The organism is Enterobacter sp. JBIWA005, assembly GCF_019968805.1.
Taxonomy (GTDB): domain Bacteria; phylum Pseudomonadota; class Gammaproteobacteria; order Enterobacterales; family Enterobacteriaceae; genus Enterobacter; species Enterobacter vonholyi.
In genome coordinates, this window is sequence record NZ_CP074160.1 from 1 (window position 1) to 18,037 (window position 18,037).

Here is an 18,037-nt window from a genome sequence, read left to right on the forward strand (position 1 = left end):
GTGCGGGAAGGTGTGACTGACGCTCAGACCCTGTTCTCCCATTACCGGCAGGTCAGAAACCCGCATCCGGCATTCACGCCGCGCGAAGGAAAGAAGACGCTGCCGTTCTGTCGTAAGCTGATGGCGAAAGCCGAAGGCTTCACGTCCCGTTTTGATTTTTCCGTCCACGTGGCGTTCGTGCGCTCGCTGGGTAAGCGTCACCGCATGCCGCCGGTGCTGCGCCGTCGTGCCATCGATGCGCTGCTGCAGGGGCTTTGCTTCCACTACGACCCGCTGGCCAACCGCGTCCAGCGCTCCATCACCAATCTGGCCATCGAGTGCGGGCTGGCGACGGAGTCAAAGAGCGGGAACCTCTCCATCACCCGCGCCACGCGGGCGCTCAGGTTTATGGCGGAGCTGGGTCTGATTACCTACCAGACCGAATATGACCCGCAGATTGGGTGCAATATCCCGACCGATATCACCTTCACGCCGGCGCTGTTCTCGGCGCTGGACGTCTCAGACGTGGCCGTGGTGGCCGCCCGCCGCAGCCGCGTCGAATGGGAAAACCAGCAGCGTAAAAAACAGCGCCTCCAGCCGCTGGGGATGGACGAGCTGATAGCGAAGGCCTGGCGTTTTGTGCGCGAGCGGTTCCGTGTTTACCAGACCGAGCGTAAGTCGCACGGGCTGAAGCGCGCCCGCGCGCGCCGCGACGCGGGCAGAACCCGTCAGGACATTGTCACGCTGGTGAAACAGCAGCTGACGCGCGAGTACGCCACCGGCCGCTTTACCGGCGGGCTGGATGCGATGAAGCGCGAGCTTGAGCGGCGCGTGAAAGAGCGCATGCTGATGTCGCGGGGCAACAACTACACGCGACTGGCCACCGTCCCCATATAACCCTCCTTCATGAAAAATCCGGCTGACGCCGGAGGATTTCCCACGCCTGCAGCCCGCCGGCGCTCATTTTTCTGAGCGGAACGGTGGCCAGCTGCACCGGCATCCCCGTCATCCGGCCATCAGAACGGCCAGAAATCTGCCCACCGGAGCCCGCTGCGGTCGCTGAATCCATTTATTCACATTTAACTGCAAGGGACCTTTCCGTAAGGTTACAACCGTACAGCTTACAGAGCGCCAGCCGACGTATTTTCAAAGTGCGTGGTTTCCTTTAAAAACCTGCTCTGTACTTCTTTTAAATAAATAAAATTACTTCTTATAAATAAATAACCTGTTCGTCGCCTGCCCTGTGGACAGGCTCAGGAGAATGCCCGCCCCTGCAGCGGACTCACGTCCGCGCCGGTTCGGAAACAAAAAAGGTTGGTCCCGCCGCGTTGCAGCGGGCGCTGTCGCGCGCGCATAGTTACAACATACAAAACAATGAGAGCGGCAGACCGTGCACAGCGGCACCACCTGCGCCGGGACCCACCCCTGAAAAGCGCCGCCGCCCCCGGCCGAAGGCCGGGAGTGGTGTCGCTTTTAGTGATGGATGTTGTAACCAGGTTTTGAGTCGCTGTAAGTGGTATCGCTGGAAGTATTGCGTACACGCCCGTAAGCGGCCCTCACGGCCCGCTAACGCGGAGATACATTCCGGCTACGCCGGAATCACTCCGACGGCGCACACAGGCTTCTGTATCGCTTTAAGCGGGTTTTGGTCTGGCAGGGGGAAGGGATGGATTGGTGAAACCTGTCAACAATGTAACCGGCTGCGCCGGGCTACGGCGCCACTCACTTACAGTGCCATATTCAACGCACGCTGGCGCCTCCATGCCGCGTTGCGGCATCCCGTGACGGGTACCGTTAAATATCATTAACTATCATCAGGATATGCTATACTGCCCCGGTATATGATACCCGGAGATAACCGTGTCGCTGACTGAACAATCTGGCCATCTGGCATGGTGCGCCCTCATTGCCCTGCTGACCGCCCGGGAAGACCGCGTGGTGGTCTCAGAGTCGCAGGAAAATCTGTTTCTTGCCCGCTGGCTCGCGCAGGCAAAAAAACAGCGCCGGTTTTCCCGTGACGTCGCCACTGATATCGACTGGCTCCTCAACCAGGCCCGCACCCTCGGTATCCGGGCTCGGATGCGCCACAAGCTGGACTATCTCTGGCGCAGCTGTACCGGCGAACTGTCAGAACAGAATGACCTCTTTCGCCTGACGTATGCGATGGAGCTGGCAAAACAGTATGACTGGGTGTATCACGTCCTCAGCGACAGTGAGTGGTGCGGCCGGCGTCAGATTCAGCCAGCGGCGTCGGTTAACAGCATCTCTCTGCTGAAAAGCGCGCTGGAAATCGGTTTTAATGATGACGGGAAGCAGGTTATGCCGGTGCCGGTAAGAATTGGCGGTCGGGCTGACGGGCTGAATGCGCTGCTGAAAACCTGCGGCTGGGAGGCCGTCTGCTGCGACGGAGACTGGACACTGCTGACCATAAACCCGGTCAGTAATGGCGAAACTGACACGCAAACCGCCGGCTGAGTGACGGCATTAACAGGGGGATGACGGGTTATGGGTTTTCTGGACGTATAGGAAATTGAAACCTTTTCTGCTCTGGAATGAAGTGGTTGAAATTTAACCCCTCTTTGATTTATGTCTCCGTGGGTAAGCGGGCACTCCCCGGAGTGGTGATAATTTGTGCTTTTTCAGGTCAATTTCCAGGCTGCCAGTGTACGCAAGGCAGATCTTCCCTGCATCAGGCCGGGATGTACCTCATCAGACTGCTCTCCCGGGCATGAGTCTTCAGCCCCTGCACATTCAGGCCAGCTACCGCACGACGGTACTTTTGTTGATGCGCGGAGGTAACCATGAATGTACATTTGTCACCCATTTGCGACGTTTAAGTGATGATCATAATGTACGTGACAGATAGATTATGATCCAAGGGGAAAATGGCGGTACTTTATGCTATGACATTGGGGTAAACTTAAAATTCATGCACAAAATTATATTTTTATACTAAGGAAAATTTTTATTTATAGCTTTACATTTTACGGATTATAAGTAACGTCCCTCGTTTATAGGGGATAAGTTAAAATTTTCCACGCGGCCCCATCTTCGGCGTACTTAGGACAATTGCACTGCGAATATAGGGAATCTTCTTAAATGTTAAATCTCACCAACGTATTCTATTTCGTGCAGGTAGTGAACCATGGAGGATTCACTGCTGCAAGCAGAGTTCTGTTCATATCGAAATCAACGTTAAGTCTTCGTATTCAACAGCTCGAGGGTGATCTTGGTGTTCAGTTACTTAACCGAAACTCACGCAAACTCGGACTCACCCACGTAGGTGGTGAGTTCTATCACCGCGCACAGTCTTTGCTCCAGGAAGCCGAGGCCGCAGAAAATGTCGGCCGTCAACGGCAATCGGAACCCAGTGGCACTATCCGTATTACATCGTCTGTGACAGTAGCTCAGTTTGCATTGCGCGAAATACTTCCTGCCTTTATGGACAAGTATCCGAAGGTCAGTATTGAACAGTATTCCACTGATATCATTACCGATATTATCGGCGAGGGGTATGATCTTGCCATTCGTGCCCATTCAGATCCTCTTCCTAATTCGTCATTGATACAACGTACCTTGGCAAAAGTACCCTGGCATCTGTTCGCTTCTGCCAATTATTTGAAAATAAAAGGGAATCCGCATTGCCCTGATGATCTATTGACCCACGATGCCATCGCTCTTGGCCGAGGAACTGCACAAAGCTGGTCGCTTTTTTCTCTGAATAAACCAACCGTTACCGTGCCCTTTAACGCGCGATTTGTGAGTAATAACATGGTAGCACTGAAACAGGCAGTTGAAGCGGGTTTAGGTGTGGTTGCTTTACCAGATTATGTGTGCCGTGAGGGTGTGGCAGAAGAGAAGTTAGTGTGCGTATTACCACAATGGCTTGCAGGTGATTCACAACTGACTGCCGTGGCTCCCGTTCAACAAGGATGGTTGCCCGCAGTTCGGGTACTATTGGATTATCTGGTTGATGAATTACCCAGTGCGATTGCTGGTCGCATTGGGTAACTCCAATTAATAGATTCTGTTAGTCTGAATCCATTTGTTTAAAGACGACAGAGCCGAACTTACCAGCGCGAAAATCATCTACTGCTTTATCAAGAGAAGTTTTACTTTCGAATACAAACGGACCTTGGACAATCATCGGCTCATCGATCCGCTCAGCAGCCAAAACAACACACTGAGCGCCTTCACTTCCTTTGAGCCTGAATGTGCCGCCTTGATCATCGGCACTGACGCAGATCGCTTGGCCTGACACGATTTCACTGCTGTTATCAACAATGACATCTCCCTCAACTATAAGTATCCATGCATTCCATTGACCAGGTAGAGGGACTTCAATATTGGCATCAGCTTTTTGAAATTGTACATCAAGCATCAGTATTGACCGAGGGGCTCGGGTCAAGGAGATATTTCCCTGAAAATCGCCAGAGACAACACGCACGCGGCTCCCTTCATTCTCGATGATTGGTATCTTATCGCTGCTGATGTGAAACGAATCTGCTGGCAAATTTTTCTGCGCTGCTGGTAAATTGACAAAAATTTGCAGTGCATGAATATGGGATTGTGCGCCAACAGGAACCTGTGTATGCATGATTCCCCGGCCAGCCATGGTCCAGTGCAGGTCACCAGCACCAAACACCGCATTATTGCCAAGAGAATCCTGGCTGATCATTGTGCCTTTAGTGTCTTCAAAAACCATCGTTACAGCAGAGAAACCCGCATGGGGATGCACATCAAACGTAGGCTCCCACATATAAAAATGATCTACCATAACAAAAGGCGACATCATTCCAGCATTGAACAAGTCATGTCGAAACTGTGCGATGGTACACCCGGTGCCTATCGGGTGCATCTTTGCCGTAATGACATTTGATAGCTGAGTGCTCATTTCCTTTACTTTTGATTGTCAGGTTGTGGGGTATTTTTCAACTGCCAAACCAGTGTGGCAAAGGGAATATCCAGCGCATTGTAGACATTGTGAGCTTTCGGATCGGTATTGCTTCCCAATAGTTCTACACCTGCGGAGGCATAATCCGTTAACGGTATACCCGCCACGGTCAGGCGCTGGATACCTGCCTCACGTTTGGCATCATTGAAGGTACCAGAAGCATCCAATACTACACGGGTATCAAATCCAGCAGCTTTAGCAGCAATCGCTGGAAATGCCGCACAAACTTCCAGTGAAACACCCGCAATCAAAATCTGTTTACGCCCTGTCTTTTCTATGGCTGCCCGAACAGCAGGATCATCCCAAGCATTGATTACTGTTCGGGTGATGATCGGTACATCGGGCAATGCAGAGGTCAGCTCAGGAATGGTTGGTCCCCACAGACCATCAGGCATAGTTGCCGTCATGATAACCGGAATACCCAATACCTTGGCCGCCTTTGCCAATGCCACGACATTATGTTTGAGGTCGGCCACAGGGATATCTCTCACACCAGTGAATAGACCTATTTGGTGATCGACCAGCACCAGAACCGTGTTATCACGTGACAACATTTCCAGCGACTGTGGTACTTGTTTAACCTCATGAGTCTTGCTGGATACTGTAGAATGAGTGGTGGCTGCCATGGCTTGTGCTCCTAATACGACGGAAAAAGTACCAGCGACTAACTGAGCGATAACTTTCTTAGGTAAATATGTTGACATTTTTTACTCCATATAACGTGAACGTGTTGAGGTTGAATGATACTTACCTCCTTGTTGTTTTGGAATTCAGAATATTTAAGACAATTCGTTTAATAAAATAGGACAATAAAAATTGTCCTAATATTGCTACACCTTTGCCAGCGCATTTTTGCCATCCAGATACGGGCTTATGGTTTCCATAAAGTGTCGTACCTTTTTCAACAATTGAAAAATTGGTGATGCCTCTAATTATTTGAATCTGATGTATAATACGGGCTTTTGAGGTTATCTCATGGCCAGCGTTAACGTTCATGGTTAGGAAAATGAATCATCGTTTTGAAAATTTCCTGACCATGAACAGCAGTGTCAACAATGCAGTAATGATGCGCCATCGGGAACGTTATAGTCATAAAATGCTGTTTTTGACGTGTTTTTAACCCGTAACCCATATTTCAGACGCACTTATCCTGCAGCCTGTGCCAGAAGCCATCGTTTTCTGTCTATGTCATGCAGCCTTTCTGCCACTAATTCGGTCGTATGTCTCCCTGCCTGTGCACTGCTGAAGCGCAGCCGGTTGCCGCACAGAAGGCATTTGTACGGATCCGTGCGCAAAAATTCCTTCATCAGCACGGCGAAGCCCGGCTGCTCCGGTTTTTCCCGCGTCTCCATCTCCAGGGCTTCATACACTTTTGGCAGCAGCTCGCCCCGTTTACGATTTGACAAAAAACCGTAGTAACGCACCATCTTAAAATGCTTCTCCGGGATATGACTGATATAGCGTCCGATCATCTCTTCCTGGGTCAGCGTTTGCTGCCGGTATTGCTGTGTACGGTGGTCGTAATAATTGTGCACCACGGCACCACCGCTGTAGTGCCTCAGCTTCGTCGCCGACACCGGCGGTCGCTTCAGGTACCGGCCGAGGTATTTGACGCTCCGCCAGGCACCCCGGGTCTTCTTCGCAAAGTGGACTTTCCACCGACGTCCGTATTGCGCCTGCAGATAACGGCGCCACTGTTTTTCATCCCGGAGATGACCATGGCCGGGCAGGCTGGCGGGGTTAATCCGGTCATAGTTGTCCCGTAGCAGCTCCGTGACGGCAGTGCGCCAGATTTTTTCTACAGCCTGTTTTTTAAAGAAGATACTTTTCCAGACGCCGTGCTTCATGCTGAGCCCGCCGCGGGTGACGGAGACGTGAATGTGCGGATGCTGGTTGAGCTGGCGGCCACAGGTGTGCAGGGCGCAGAAGATACCGACCTCTGCGCCCTGTTTGCGGGCCCACCGTAACATGGCCGTGTGGCGGCCTGAAAGAGCTGATTGAGCAGTGGCCAGTTGTTGTTAAAAAACGGCCACAGCAGGTGGGGCATAGTAAAGGTGATGTGCTGCCAGTCGCAGTCGGGGAGGATGTGGCTCTGCTGCGCCACCCACTGCTCCGTGGCTTTGAATCCGCAGGAACTGCAGGCCTTTGACTTGCAGCTCTGGCAGAAAAAGCGGGAGTGGGTGCAACCGGGTGACGAACAGCAAAAACGACGAACACCCATCTCAGTGGTCCCGCAGGCGAGCATGCGCTCAACGCAGAGACGGGTCCAGAGGCTGACGCTGTCGCCATTTGAACCGAGGTACCTGTTCCAGCCGTCATCGACGGTGAAGAGGAGTTTTGCGGGACGCGGGATATACATCCGGGGTATTACAGGCCGGGTATCTTGCCGGTGAAACTAAAATCGACATACTGCCCGCAGTCGCAGTCGCAGTCGCAGTCGCAGTCGCAGTCGCAGTCGCAGTCGCAGTCGCAGTCGCAGTCGAGTTCGTCGGGTCTGTCAGCCCAGTTGTCGGTGGATTTGTCCCATGGGTCGAAGGACACCGGCATTATCCCCAGCTCTGTACAGGTCATGAACTGATCCACGGGCATGCTTTCAGTCATTGCGCCATCGGTACAGTCGTATCCGGCCCTCTCAGCATCACCGGGATGCTGCTCAAAACCCCGGATAACCGTGACCAGGGGCGGATAGTTCAGCGTGTCGAGAAAAAACTGAGGCCCAAGGTGGACGCAGTGCTGTATGGCTTCTTCGGGACTGTCATAAAAGAACTCATGCGGGGTCTCATGGCCGTGCTCAGGAGGCGCGGAGACCATGAAACGTTTGGGGTAGCGTCGGTACGGGATACGCCCGTCAGCAGGAGACCTGCCGGGTTTTCCGGGTTTGTGCTGTTTACGTTTTTTCGGAGATTTGTTGCGCGGCATGCTGGAGATATCCTTCGGGTATTAACATACCGCAGAGTATAAGGCCGTGAGCCGGGCATGAACACCATCGGAACGGCAGAGCCGTGACGCTCGCCCTCTAAGGGCGCTACGTTCAATTATTACAATGAAAACCATCCGCACAGCGTGCTGCGATATCACTCCCCGAAATAATACCGGCGCTGCGGGCATCGTTAACTTAAGCTACAAAAGCTGTCTGGAGATAGCAGGTCAAGATCAATCTCTGATTAACGCTGGGCTTGCGTGCGGTTCCTGGTCTGGTGGAGTTGCAATCAATGGTGGTTATGCACGACAAGACCATCGGCTGGTATCCGACAATCCTCCATTACCACTAAATCTGCGTCATTACCTGGCGATTCACATTGCCGTACGTAAATTTTATTTTCCACGAGCTAAATATTTGTAATAATAACGAATATAAAATTTATTGGTCCGTAAGGTCTTCAAAGCTCCGCTAAGCATCTCTGAATCATTGCTGAAGTGAGCATGGTCTACATGTGTCTAATGCGCGTTTAAATTTCACCTTAAATAGGCAATACATTTATGCAGAATGTTCCACATGGAGCGGATGAGCTTAATTTCCTGATTGCGTTACGTGTACAAATGGTGAGGTTTGCCCAGCTGCAGTTAGGTGACCGCTGTCTGGCAGAAGATGTCGTTCAGGAGGCGCTGGAAGGTGCTATGAAAAATGCGTCCACGCTCAGAGGTGAAGGCGCCTGTAAAAGCTGGGTATTTGCTATTCTTCGTCATAAAATTGCTGATGAACTGCGACAGCGTTATCGTGCTTCCGAGCCGACACAAAGTAGTGCGCAGGAAGAACTGGATTTTGATATGCTGTTTGATGAGTCGGGGCATTGGGCCACAGGCGAAGAACCTAAACGTTGGCACATGCCTGATCAGGCAATAGAACAGGAAAAATTCTGGAAGATTTTTGAAATGTGTCTGTCAAATTTACCCGCGAAGCACGCCCGGGCATTCATGATGCGCGAATTCATTGGTCTTGAAACGCCTGAGATTTGCCAGGAGATGGACGTGTCCGTCAGTAATCTGAACGTTATACTGTGGCGTGCCCGAATGCGTTTACGCGAGTGCCTGTCACAGCGCTGGTTTGAAGGCGAGGGTATACATGCTTAATTGTATCAACGCAACGCGGCTGATATCTCAGATGCAGGATGAGAATTTAGCCGTTTCTCAACGGCTGGTACTGCGGTGGCATTTGCTGTGCTGCTCAGGTTGCCGAAACTTTTTGCATCAGCTTGACGATTTACGTGTTGTGAGCCGCGCATTTGCCATGGGTGATGACGGCAGTAACAAGCCTTAATAACGCCGCGATATTAAGCGGTCCAGTGAGACGCTGCCTGCGCCATATACCAGCAGGTACAATTGCGCACTTATCCATAAGGTATGCACAGTCCAGGCATCCGGATAGACGAATATCTGGATAACCATTGTCATCGTCAGCAATCCCAGCGCCGATAAGCGGGTAGCCAGTCCCAGTATAAGCAGCAGGGGCAACATATGTTCCGCTGTGGCTGCTATCGTCGCAGCAAGTTCCGGTTCCAGGAATGGCAGGCGATACTCATCACGAAACAAGGCTACGACCCCCTCTGTGAGGCTCGGAACCCCCAACTGCAGAGGTTGCTCGCCAAAGAGATCAAACTGGAATCCTTCAATTTTTGTTTGTCCAGAAAGCCAGAAAGTGGCGGCAAGTCCAATGCGGGCGATGATGGCTATAAGTGCCGTCTGACTCAATTGTTGCACAGTCCGAATGTAAGTGTGAATGATCTTCAGCATATATTTTCTCTTATTGTGATTATCAATCCATGCTGACGAAGAGTCAGCAGCGTTTGTCCCACATCGAGTTCGTGGTCTAATCCCTCACTCGCTTCGAGTGAAGCTATTAACGATTTGCCCAGTCGCAGGTTGTTGACAAAGTGCGCCTGGGCTGCGTTTACAGGCAAAATCCTAACAGCGTTTTGCTGGCGGAAAAGTAGAACATTTTCCGCCTGATACGGATCAATGGTTTCCGGCAGCGCTTCCTGATGGGCGCACCAGATTTGAAATATGGCATAAGGCGAAGTGATGACCCGCAAGGAAGGCTCAAGCATCAATCCATTGTTCTGCGGGTCAAACGCAGGGATTAACGCCGTTAGCTCTTTCTCGTTATCGAGAGCGTTCAGCGAATCAATGACAGAAAACTCAAGTTTTGCCAGATCTCCCAACCACGGCCAGTCAGCCAGCGGCTCAAAGGCCGCGATCCACGCAGGAAGATTTTCGCCATAACGAGCCAGCACAGAAGAAGAGGGCGGATGCTGGCGGATGAACGTGGCAGCCATAGCCCGGAAAAATTCACTTCCGACCTGCTCCTGCAGCACGGGAAAATTAGCAGCCAGCGCGTCGACGAGCGAAGCCATTACGTTGTTACGATATACTGAAAACCGCAGGGCAGGATCGCTGCCGTTCCATATCTTTAAGCCTGCCGGAGGATCTGCATCAGGATCCAGTAATGCATTGATGAAGGCGCGCTGCATGTTAATCTCTCATTAGCAGACATTGTTGAGCTCGCGCCGATTCTTGAAGCAGACGCGTTAGTGGTGGCACGTTGCCATCCCATTCAATCAGCGTGGCAACTGCGCCCGTGTGCTTCAGCGCTTCTTTGTATAACGTCCAAACCGGAACGCTCACTTCTTTGTCGTGTGAGTCAATCAACAGACGATCTCCGGCACCGTCAATACATTCGGTGTACCCCGCAAGGTGAATTTCTCCCACATGCTGCAAGGGGAGCTCCAGAAGCATGCGGTGCGCATCCAGGTTGTGGTTGACTGCGCTTACGTAGAGATTATTTACATCAAGCAGTAAACCACAGCCGGTGTGCCTTATTATTTCGCTGATGAATGTTGTTTCACTCATGGTTGAGGCACTGAACTCAACGTACGTTGATGGGTTTTCAAGAAGCATAGGGCGACGCAACGCATTCTGTACCTGATCTATATGATCGCAGACCCGCTCTAAGGTTTCCTTGGTGTAAGGCAACGGCAGCAGGTCGTTAAAAAAGGCGTTCCCATGCGTTGACCAGGCTAAATGTTCAGAAAATATTTTTGGCTGATAACGTTCCACGAGCGAGACAACTTGCGTGAGATGGTTTTCAACCAGCGGGTCTTCGCCACCAATAGAGAGGCCCACACCGTGGACAGAAAGGGGATATTTCTCACAGACTGCACGAAGTCCGGCGTGCATGGGGCCTCCTGCCACCAGATAATTTTCCGCATGGATTTCGACAAAACCAATATCCGGCTGGAGTCTGATAATGTCGTCATAATGCTCGGGCTTAAGGCCAATGCCCGCTTTCGCGGGCAAGGAGCAGATAACAGGAGCACCGGCTACATCATCAGAACAACTGTCAGCGGGAAAAGAGGCAGTATTTTGCACGGCATGTGCTCCAGTTCCAGCGGTTTAGGCTTTGTGTTTAAAGGAGTCGAGCTGACCAAAGCCAGTCGTTGACGTCGGAGATTTCAGGGTAACGCATGTTCCCGCCGGCACCATTTTCCAGGCATTGCCCTGATAGTCGACTTTAGAGGTCCCGGCGCAGGTCGTCCCGGCGCCAGCTTTACAGTCATTTTTACCTTTCAGCGATACGCCGTAGCACTTTTCCGAATTCGCGGTGGTTTCGGCATGAGCCGAAGAGCTGATGCCCGCCAATACGCTTCCAACGGTCAGCGCCAGTAAAGCTGCAGTTGTATTCTTTTTCATAATTATTTCCTTAATTTTCCAGTGTGAGCGTTTCGTCTTTCAGATATCAGAGCTATGTACTCCTTGCTAATAAAGTCGTTAGCGGTGCTAATTTCTTACAGAAAAAGTGGGAAAATTTTTAGCTGGTGTCGGATTCAAGTTCGCAGTGCAACGCTAAGCCGCCTTTCTTAGCTCTGCAAACACCAGCGAAGGTTACCTGAACCCCAGACTCTTGATGGTTAGGAGACTGGAAAAGCGTTTTAAAAATATCCTGACCATGAACATAGTCTTTTGGAGCGCAGTGATGGCGGGTGGTAGTGACGCTAATGGCGATAAAATTCGGTTTTCGGTGCCTTTTTAACCTGAAACCCATTTTTCAGGCGCACTTATCCTGCAGTCTGCGCCAGAAGCCATCGTTTCCTGTCGATGCCGTGCAGCCTTTCTGCCACCAGTTCGGTGGCGTGCCTGCCGGCCTCTGCGCCGCTGAAGCGAAGCCGGTTGCCGCACAGAATGCATTTGTAGGGATCCGTGCGCAGAAATTCCTTCATCAGCGCGGCGAAGCCCGGCTGCTTCGGCTTTTTCCTCGCTTCCATCTGCAGGGCTTCGTACACTTTCGGCAGCAGCTCGCCCCGTTTCCGGTTAGACAAAAAGCCGTAGTAGCGCACCATTTTAAAATGCTTTTCCGGCACGTGGCTGATGTAGCGCCCGATCATCTCTTCCTGAGTCAGCGTCTGTTTCCGGTGCTGCTGCGTCCGGTAGTCGTAATAGTGGTGCACCACGGCGCCGCCGCTGTAGTGCCTGAGCTTTGCCGCCGACACCGGCGGTCGCTTCAGGTACCGGCCAGGGTATTTGACGCTCCGCCAGGCGCCCCGGGTTTTCTTCGCAAAGTGGACCTTCCAGCGGCGCCCGTACTGCGCCTGCAGGTAGCGCTGCCACTGCTTTTTATCACGGATATGCCCCAGCCCGGGCAGGCTGCCGGGATTAATCAGGTCATAGCTGTGGCGCAGCAGGTGGATGACCGCCCCGCGCCAGATTTCCTCTACAGGCTGCTTCTTAAAGAAGAGGTCGCGCCATACGCTGTGTTTTATATCCAGCCCGCCGCGGGTGACGGACAGATGAATGTGCGGGTGCTGGTTGAGCTGGCGGCCACAGGTGTGCAGGGCGCAGAAGATGCCGACCTCCACGCCCTGTTTGCGGGCCCACCGGAGCATGGCGCGGGTGGCGGCGCGGAACAGAGCGTTGAGCAGGGGCCAGTTGTTGTTAAAAAAGGGCCACAGGAGGTGAGGCATGGTAAAGGTGATATGCTGCCAGTCGCAGTCTGGGAGGATGTGGCTCTGCTGCGACACCCACAGCTCCGTGGCTTTGAAGCCGCAGGAGCTGCAGGCCTTTGACTTACAGCTCTGGCAGAAAAAGCGGGAGTGGGTGCAGTCGGCCGGTGCGCAGCAGTAACGGCGAACGCCCATGGCAGCGGTGCCGCAGGCGAGCATGCGCTCGACGCAAAGACGGGTCCACGGGGTCAGGCTATCGCCGAACTTATTGATGAACAAATTCCAGCCGTCATCGACGGTGAAGAGGAGTTTTGCAGGGCGAGGAATATACATGCCGCAGAGTATAAAGCCGGGTTCGGGACATGCAATCCATCGGAACCGCGAAGCGGTGACGCTCGCCCTGCAAGGGCGCTACTGTTCAGCTTGCAGGTACGAACGAAGCAGCCTGGTGGCTGCAAATCGTAATCGGTTAGAATGGCGTCAATTATAGCTCCCCTAACCGAAGGTCAGCCCTTTTCTGCCCGTTCCACTGAGCGTCAGACCCAGAATTTATTGGCCAATTGACCGGATGAACTCAACATACTCATTGGGTGTTTCTGTCGGCTTAAATTGATCGGCATGAATGACGTATGGATCAATAAAACGCATTTTGCAGGTTCTCGCCGTTTGCACGAAAGGTACCATGAAGTCGTAAAACCAATGCATGTTGTAGCCATCTGGGCCATAGGAGCTTTTAGAGCCACCCGTTGTCGGAGCGAGCAACAGCGACTTACAAGCAAGAGCATAATCTTTACCTTCCACGCCTCCATGATGTGCCCAACCGTTTAGTAAGATGTCATCAATCCACTGCTTCAATAAGCTTGGAGTGGAATACCAATAGAAAGGAAATTGCAAAACGATGGTATTTGCCGTAAGCAACTTTTGGCGATCTTCTTCTAGCTTATCATCAGGCAGACCATTATAGGTTGCATGGCGGTAGCGCTCATAAAGATCAAGAACTTCAATGTTCTTCTCGTTGGAAAGTTTTTCCACCAGACTTTTATTTAAAATAGATTCTTCGAGATTGGGATGTGCAACGACAACAATGATCATTTATCGAGATGCCTTAGAGATAAAAGTTAATTTATATTATGATAACTGTACTGGGGAAAGCTTTCTAGGGTTTACTGAAGTGTCTGAAAAAGGTAGTGCATCCAATTAGTAGAACATGTATTTTTCGATAAACGCTCCGATCACTTTTTCGTGGATCTCAACTGAGCGTGAGAAGCAGATTGTTTTACGAGCCAATCGCTTAATGCGGGTGCGGAGCGTCAGGTTATTACGCTCAATGCGTTGGGTGAATATTTTGCCGGTCAGATGCTTATCCTTCGGCACCTCCCGGCCATAGCTGCCCCAGTCGTCGCTGGTGATCATGCCGATGTTGAATGGTGTAAGCAGTGCCAGTAGCTCCCGGCAGGTTTTATCGGTTCGAGGACCGAAAGTGTAGGCCAGTACACCGCCTGTTTTGGTGTTGTACGCGTACCAGAGCCAGTGCTGCCGGGCTTTACTGCCAACGAAGCTCCATTGCTCATCAAGTTCGCAGATAAGCGCCACATCAGCATGGGCAACAGGCGAAGACGTTATTCGCTTTGGCGCGAGTTTTTTAAAGTCCGGATGACGGTGTTAATGCCAATTTTCAGTGTTCTGGCGGTATCGCGAACCCCGACACCATTGAAGGCCATTTCAGTGATCTGCTCTTTAATACCCGGCTTACGCGCTTCATAAGCATAAGTGAGCTGAAACACATGGTGGCAGTCACGGCAGCGAAATCTGTCATGGCCTTTAGGGTTCTGACCATGGCGGTAGACCTGTGCAGACTGACAACGGGGACAATGAACGTTAACGCTGGCCATGAGATAACCTCAAAAGCCCGTATTATACATCAGATTCAACTAATTAGAGGCATCACCTGGAAAAAGTGTCCGGTTAACTCGACCAGAACAGGTCACTGATGACAGGAACGAGTGGCGTTTGCTTGCTGAAGAGCTTTCCCTGTTGCCGGGAATGACCGATACAGGACACCAGGGATTTACCGTTTTATATAATGTGTAATTTTAATTGTTGCACTTTACTGATTTTATGGTAATAATATAATTTTTAAATTGTTTGAATTATTTATTTCTTTGCAAGAAGAAACAACAAAGGAAACTACAAGATAATTTCCAATGTGTGTTATTACTTAATTAAAAATTAAGTAGTATCCGAATTAATTTCTACTAAGTTTAATGAAAAGGTTAAGTATGAAAGAATTTGATAAAAAGGTTGCATTGGTCACTGGTTCTTCTCGCGGTATTGGCGCTGCTATAGCAATTGAATTAGCGAATAAAGGTGCTAACGTAGTATTAACGTATTCATCTTCAAAAGATAAAGCTGAATTATTATTAAATAAAATAAAAGCAATGGGTTCTGATGCAATGCTTTTAAAAATGGATGCAAAGAACCCATCAAGTATGTCAAAGCTAATTGATTCGGTTAGCGAAAAATTTGGAGGGATTGATATACTGGTAAATAATGCAGGTGTGTTTAATGCTGTTGGTTTGATAGGCGATATTGATGAGTCTGAATTTGAATTTCAGTTATCGGTTAATGTTCGTTCGGTGTTCAGTCTTACTCAGGCGGCAGTGAAAAAGATGAAACCTGGTGGAAGGATTATAAACATTAGTAGTATGGTTGGTGAAAGAGCTGCATTTCCTGGTTGTAGTGCTTACATAATGACTAAGTTTGCAATTTCAGGATTAACTCGTGCCTGGGCACTAGATTTAGCTTCAAAAGATATTACCGTAAACGCCGTTTTACCAGGGCCGATAGCAACAGACATGACTGCTGGTTTTCAAGGAGCAGATCAAACGCCAGCGTTGAAAAGATTAGGTACACCAGAAGAAATAGCAAATGTAGTTGTGTTTCTTGCCAGTAGTGCTTCAACATTTATGACTGGTGCTTTGGTTACTGTTGATGGTGGTGCTAATGCATAATAATAACCTATCCCAGAAGGGATTGTCAGAATGTCTTAACTGGTAATTTCTGAAGGGAAAATATTGCAGGCAGAAAATGGTGGATTAGCGATAAAGCTTTGGGAAAAATGACATCATTTATCCTTGAGCGCAAAACCAATCATCTGTTCGGTACTCACCGTAAATGAGCTGCCATGTATGCTATATTCTTCGTTCTCAGGAATGATTGCCAGTGGAATGCCACCGGGATATGTTCATCGATTCCTGTACACCGGTGTTTACAGGAATGGTGTGACATCGGTATCTTTGAGTGCTTCTGGCAGAATGGTTTATTTGCTTATGAACATTAGGACGGTATTGGTTGGTCATGGTTGTCAATGGACGGCTGCATGACCGGATCACTGCATTCAAGAACAAAAACAGGCAGCAATCAGTTAGAAACAAGGTGTAAAGCGTAGTCTACTGATGGATGGTAACGGGTTTCTTTTATTGCTGATTGTTGCATCAGCAACAACGTATGACATCAAACTGGTTGTGGAGAAGACCGATACTCTTCAAACGGGGGGTCTGGGACAAAAAATCAAGTTTTGCCTGGACAAAGGTTGCTAATAGGGTTGGTTCTAAAGAGTTGCTGTTACGAGCCGCATATCCAGCCCCGTAAAGAAGAGTTTGATGCCAGTAAAAACTAGGACTTCAAAGTCCATCGCTACCGTTGGGTTGTCGAAAGAATTCGTAGTTGGATGAATCACTTTATCCGGGTACTGACCAGATGGGAAAAGAAGACCGAAAATTACGAGGCCAATTTGCCTGGGGTTTTATCGTCTGGAATAAAGTCTCTGTTTAAATGATACAGGCTCCGCCCTTTAAGATATTACACTAATCTATAACACAAATGAATAAGTAGGTTCATATATAGTGTATGAATGATAGTTAATTGATTTTTAATACAAGGATATAGGGAGAGAGAATGATTTCAAAAACTAATATTATTAATGCTAGTGTAAATAGTCAGCATTTACCACTCAGTGCGCTTTTGGCACTATCAATAGCAGCATTTTTGACACTATTGACCGAGATTATGCCAGCTGGATTGCTCTTGTATATTTCCGAAGGATTAGATGTTTCCGAGAGTATTGCCGGTCAGTTTATAACAGTTTATGCTGTAGGGGCACTTATTGCAGCTATTCCTATGACTGTATTTACTCAAGGAATACGTCGGCGCCCATTACTATTAACTGCGATATTAGGATTTGCGCTTGTAAACCTTATTACAGCAGTTTCTGATAATTTCATTTTATCTATCGGTGCACGATTCTTTGCCGGCATTTTCGGTGGTCTCGTCTGGTCGTTACTGGCAGGCTATGCAGTACGTATGTCGCCATCTCAGCTAAGTGGGAGAGCTATAGCAATTGTATCGGCAGGTGCGACGATAGCATTAGTACTAGGTGTCCCGTTTGGTTCAGTACTGGGGAGAATAATTGGTTGGCAAGGCACTTTTGGACTGATGAGTGCTTTGGCAATTTTACTTATTATATGGATAATAAGTATTGTACCTGATTTCCCGGGGCAATCCAGAGAACTGCGTCAGTCGTTAATAAGTGTCTTTAATAAGACAGGTATTTGCGCGGTGCTTTTTGTTGTCATGTCTTTCGTTCTTGCCCACAACATTCTCTACATTTATATCGAACCCTTTCTGACAATGTCAAGTTTATCAGCGAATGTCCATATTGTTTTATTTGTTTTTGGCTTTGGCTCAATCATTGGATTATGGTTCATTGGTGTAATGGTAGATCGTAAGTTGCAATTTCTTGCAGTAGCAAGCATTATTATTTTTGGACTTTCTGCTTTTCTTCTCGGATTATGGGGACATTTTGAGCAAATAGTTTATCCTTCAGTCTTCATTTGGGGACTTTCCATTGGAGGCTTTGCGACTATTACCCAAACAGCATTATCGCGTTTTTCTGGTAACTCATTTGATGTGGCCCAGTCTATGTATACCACTGGCTGGAATATTGCTGTTGCATGTGGCGGAGTTGTCGGTGGTATTTTACTTGATACGATAGGACCTTCATCTTTTGCCTGGGCCGTAATCTTAGTTCTAGTTTTTTCTTTAGTAGGTACAGTTTTTGCTATGAATAAAAAATTGTCAAAAATGAACTGAAGCGGGTAACGTCTCTAAT

At 49.5% G+C, this 18,037-nt stretch carries 18 protein-coding genes and 2 pseudogenes; 7 read left to right on the forward strand and 13 right to left on the reverse strand.

The genetic code is table 11. The features are described 5' to 3' along the window. Window positions 1-876, forward strand: a complete 876-nt coding sequence (gene repA / locus KGP22_RS22345; protein WP_123061002.1) for an incFII family plasmid replication initiator RepA — start codon at window positions 1-3, stop codon at window positions 874-876. A 7-nt stretch (window positions 877-883) separates the two neighbouring features. Here repA and KGP22_RS22350 read toward each other — a convergent pair whose 3' ends face one another. Next, a complete protein-coding gene (locus KGP22_RS22350) occupies window positions 884-1,048 on the reverse strand; it encodes a hypothetical protein (protein ID WP_223582601.1) in 165 nt (54 codons plus the stop codon). 791 nt (window positions 1,049-1,839) lie between these two features. On the opposite strand from KGP22_RS22350, the gene KGP22_RS22355 reads away from it, so the two are divergent. Both KGP22_RS22355 and KGP22_RS22360 read left to right on the forward strand, forming a co-directional pair. Beyond that, window positions 1,840-2,454: a DUF2913 family protein gene (locus KGP22_RS22355; RefSeq protein ID WP_223582603.1), complete on the forward strand. Its 615-nt coding sequence runs from the start codon at window positions 1,840-1,842 to the stop codon at window positions 2,452-2,454. A 624-nt stretch (window positions 2,455-3,078) separates the two neighbouring features. Beyond that, complete coding sequence (locus KGP22_RS22360; protein WP_223582605.1) at window positions 3,079-3,990, forward strand: LysR substrate-binding domain-containing protein; 912 nt, start codon at window positions 3,079-3,081, stop codon at window positions 3,988-3,990. Between the two features lie 19 nt (window positions 3,991-4,009). Here the strand turns inward: KGP22_RS22360 and KGP22_RS22365 are convergent, their stop codons facing one another. The 5 genes and pseudogenes from KGP22_RS22365 to KGP22_RS22385 all read right to left on the reverse strand — a co-directional run bounded on the left by KGP22_RS22365 (window position 4,010) and on the right by KGP22_RS22385 (window position 7,852). Next, window positions 4,010-4,873 carry a pirin-like C-terminal cupin domain-containing protein gene (locus tag KGP22_RS22365; RefSeq protein ID WP_223540662.1) on the reverse strand — a complete coding sequence of 288 codons (864 nt, stop codon included), beginning with the start codon at window positions 4,871-4,873 and terminating at the stop codon, window positions 4,010-4,012. Window positions 4,874-4,878: 5 nt separating this feature from the next. Next, window positions 4,879-5,487, reverse strand: a complete 609-nt coding sequence (locus KGP22_RS22370; RefSeq protein ID WP_223582700.1) for an isochorismatase family protein — start codon at window positions 5,485-5,487, stop codon at window positions 4,879-4,881. A 591-nt stretch (window positions 5,488-6,078) separates the two neighbouring features. After that, the gene (locus KGP22_RS22375) at window positions 6,079-6,903 is read right to left on the reverse strand and encodes a transposase (protein WP_223582607.1); all 825 of its coding nucleotides are present in this window, start codon (window positions 6,901-6,903) and stop codon (window positions 6,079-6,081) included. A gap of 134 nt (window positions 6,904-7,037) precedes the next feature. Continuing rightward, window positions 7,038-7,292: pseudogene (locus tag KGP22_RS22380) on the reverse strand (transposase zinc-binding domain-containing protein); the annotation flags it as partial. Window positions 7,293-7,300: 8 nt separating this feature from the next. After that, window positions 7,301-7,852, reverse strand: a complete 552-nt coding sequence (locus tag KGP22_RS22385; RefSeq protein ID WP_223582609.1) for a hypothetical protein — start codon at window positions 7,850-7,852, stop codon at window positions 7,301-7,303. Window positions 7,853-8,413: 561 nt separating this feature from the next. Between KGP22_RS22385 and KGP22_RS22390 the strand changes: the two genes are divergently transcribed. Continuing rightward, window positions 8,414-9,004, forward strand: coding sequence for a sigma-70 family RNA polymerase sigma factor (locus KGP22_RS22390; protein ID WP_223582611.1), 591 nt, complete (start codon window positions 8,414-8,416; stop codon window positions 9,002-9,004). Window positions 9,005-9,187: 183 nt separating this feature from the next. Here KGP22_RS22390 and KGP22_RS22395 read toward each other — a convergent pair whose 3' ends face one another. The 7 genes from KGP22_RS22395 to KGP22_RS22425 all read right to left on the reverse strand — a co-directional run bounded on the left by KGP22_RS22395 (window position 9,188) and on the right by KGP22_RS22425 (window position 14,759). Beyond that, entirely contained in the window at window positions 9,188-9,664 is a 477-nt protein-coding gene (locus KGP22_RS22395) for a DoxX family protein (RefSeq protein ID WP_223582614.1), read from the reverse strand. Continuing rightward, entirely contained in the window at window positions 9,658-10,401 is a 744-nt protein-coding gene (locus KGP22_RS22400; protein WP_223540669.1) for a DNA-binding domain-containing protein, read from the reverse strand. The genes KGP22_RS22395 and KGP22_RS22400 overlap by 7 nt, the downstream gene beginning before the upstream one ends. Window position 10,402: 1 nt before the next feature. Further along, a complete protein-coding gene (locus KGP22_RS22405; RefSeq protein ID WP_223540707.1) occupies window positions 10,403-11,236 on the reverse strand; it encodes a DUF692 domain-containing protein in 834 nt (277 codons plus the stop codon). Window positions 11,237-11,323: 87 nt separating this feature from the next. After that, complete coding sequence (locus KGP22_RS22410; RefSeq protein WP_223540670.1) at window positions 11,324-11,620, reverse strand: DUF2282 domain-containing protein; 297 nt, start codon at window positions 11,618-11,620, stop codon at window positions 11,324-11,326. 365 nt (window positions 11,621-11,985) lie between these two features. After that, window positions 11,986-13,200 (reverse strand): IS91 family transposase, encoded by a 1,215-nt coding sequence (locus tag KGP22_RS22415; RefSeq protein ID WP_223540671.1) that lies wholly within the window; start codon window positions 13,198-13,200, stop codon window positions 11,986-11,988. 216 nt (window positions 13,201-13,416) lie between these two features. Continuing rightward, complete coding sequence (locus KGP22_RS22420; protein ID WP_223540672.1) at window positions 13,417-13,959, reverse strand: NAD(P)H-dependent oxidoreductase; 543 nt, start codon at window positions 13,957-13,959, stop codon at window positions 13,417-13,419. Between the two features lie 105 nt (window positions 13,960-14,064). Continuing rightward, window positions 14,065-14,759, reverse strand: a protein-coding gene (locus KGP22_RS22425; RefSeq protein WP_223582616.1) for an IS1 family transposase whose coding sequence is annotated in 2 segments (ribosomal slippage) — window positions 14,065-14,513 and window positions 14,513-14,759 — 696 coding nt in all. Because the reading frame shifts where the segments join, the coding sequence is not laid out codon by codon here. 387 nt (window positions 14,760-15,146) lie between these two features. On the opposite strand from KGP22_RS22425, the gene KGP22_RS22430 reads away from it, so the two are divergent. From KGP22_RS22430 to KGP22_RS22440, 3 genes and pseudogenes are all read left to right on the forward strand, one after another. After that, the gene (locus tag KGP22_RS22430) at window positions 15,147-15,878 is read left to right on the forward strand and encodes a 3-oxoacyl-ACP reductase family protein (RefSeq protein ID WP_223540674.1); all 732 of its coding nucleotides are present in this window, start codon (window positions 15,147-15,149) and stop codon (window positions 15,876-15,878) included. 62 nt (window positions 15,879-15,940) lie between these two features. Next, window positions 15,941-16,705 (forward strand): annotated as a pseudogene (locus KGP22_RS22435) (IS5 family transposase). Window positions 16,706-16,824: 119 nt separating this feature from the next. Next, window positions 16,825-18,018, forward strand: a complete 1,194-nt coding sequence (locus KGP22_RS22440) for an MFS transporter (RefSeq protein ID WP_223582618.1) — start codon at window positions 16,825-16,827, stop codon at window positions 18,016-18,018. Window positions 18,019-18,037 lie beyond the last annotated feature (19 nt).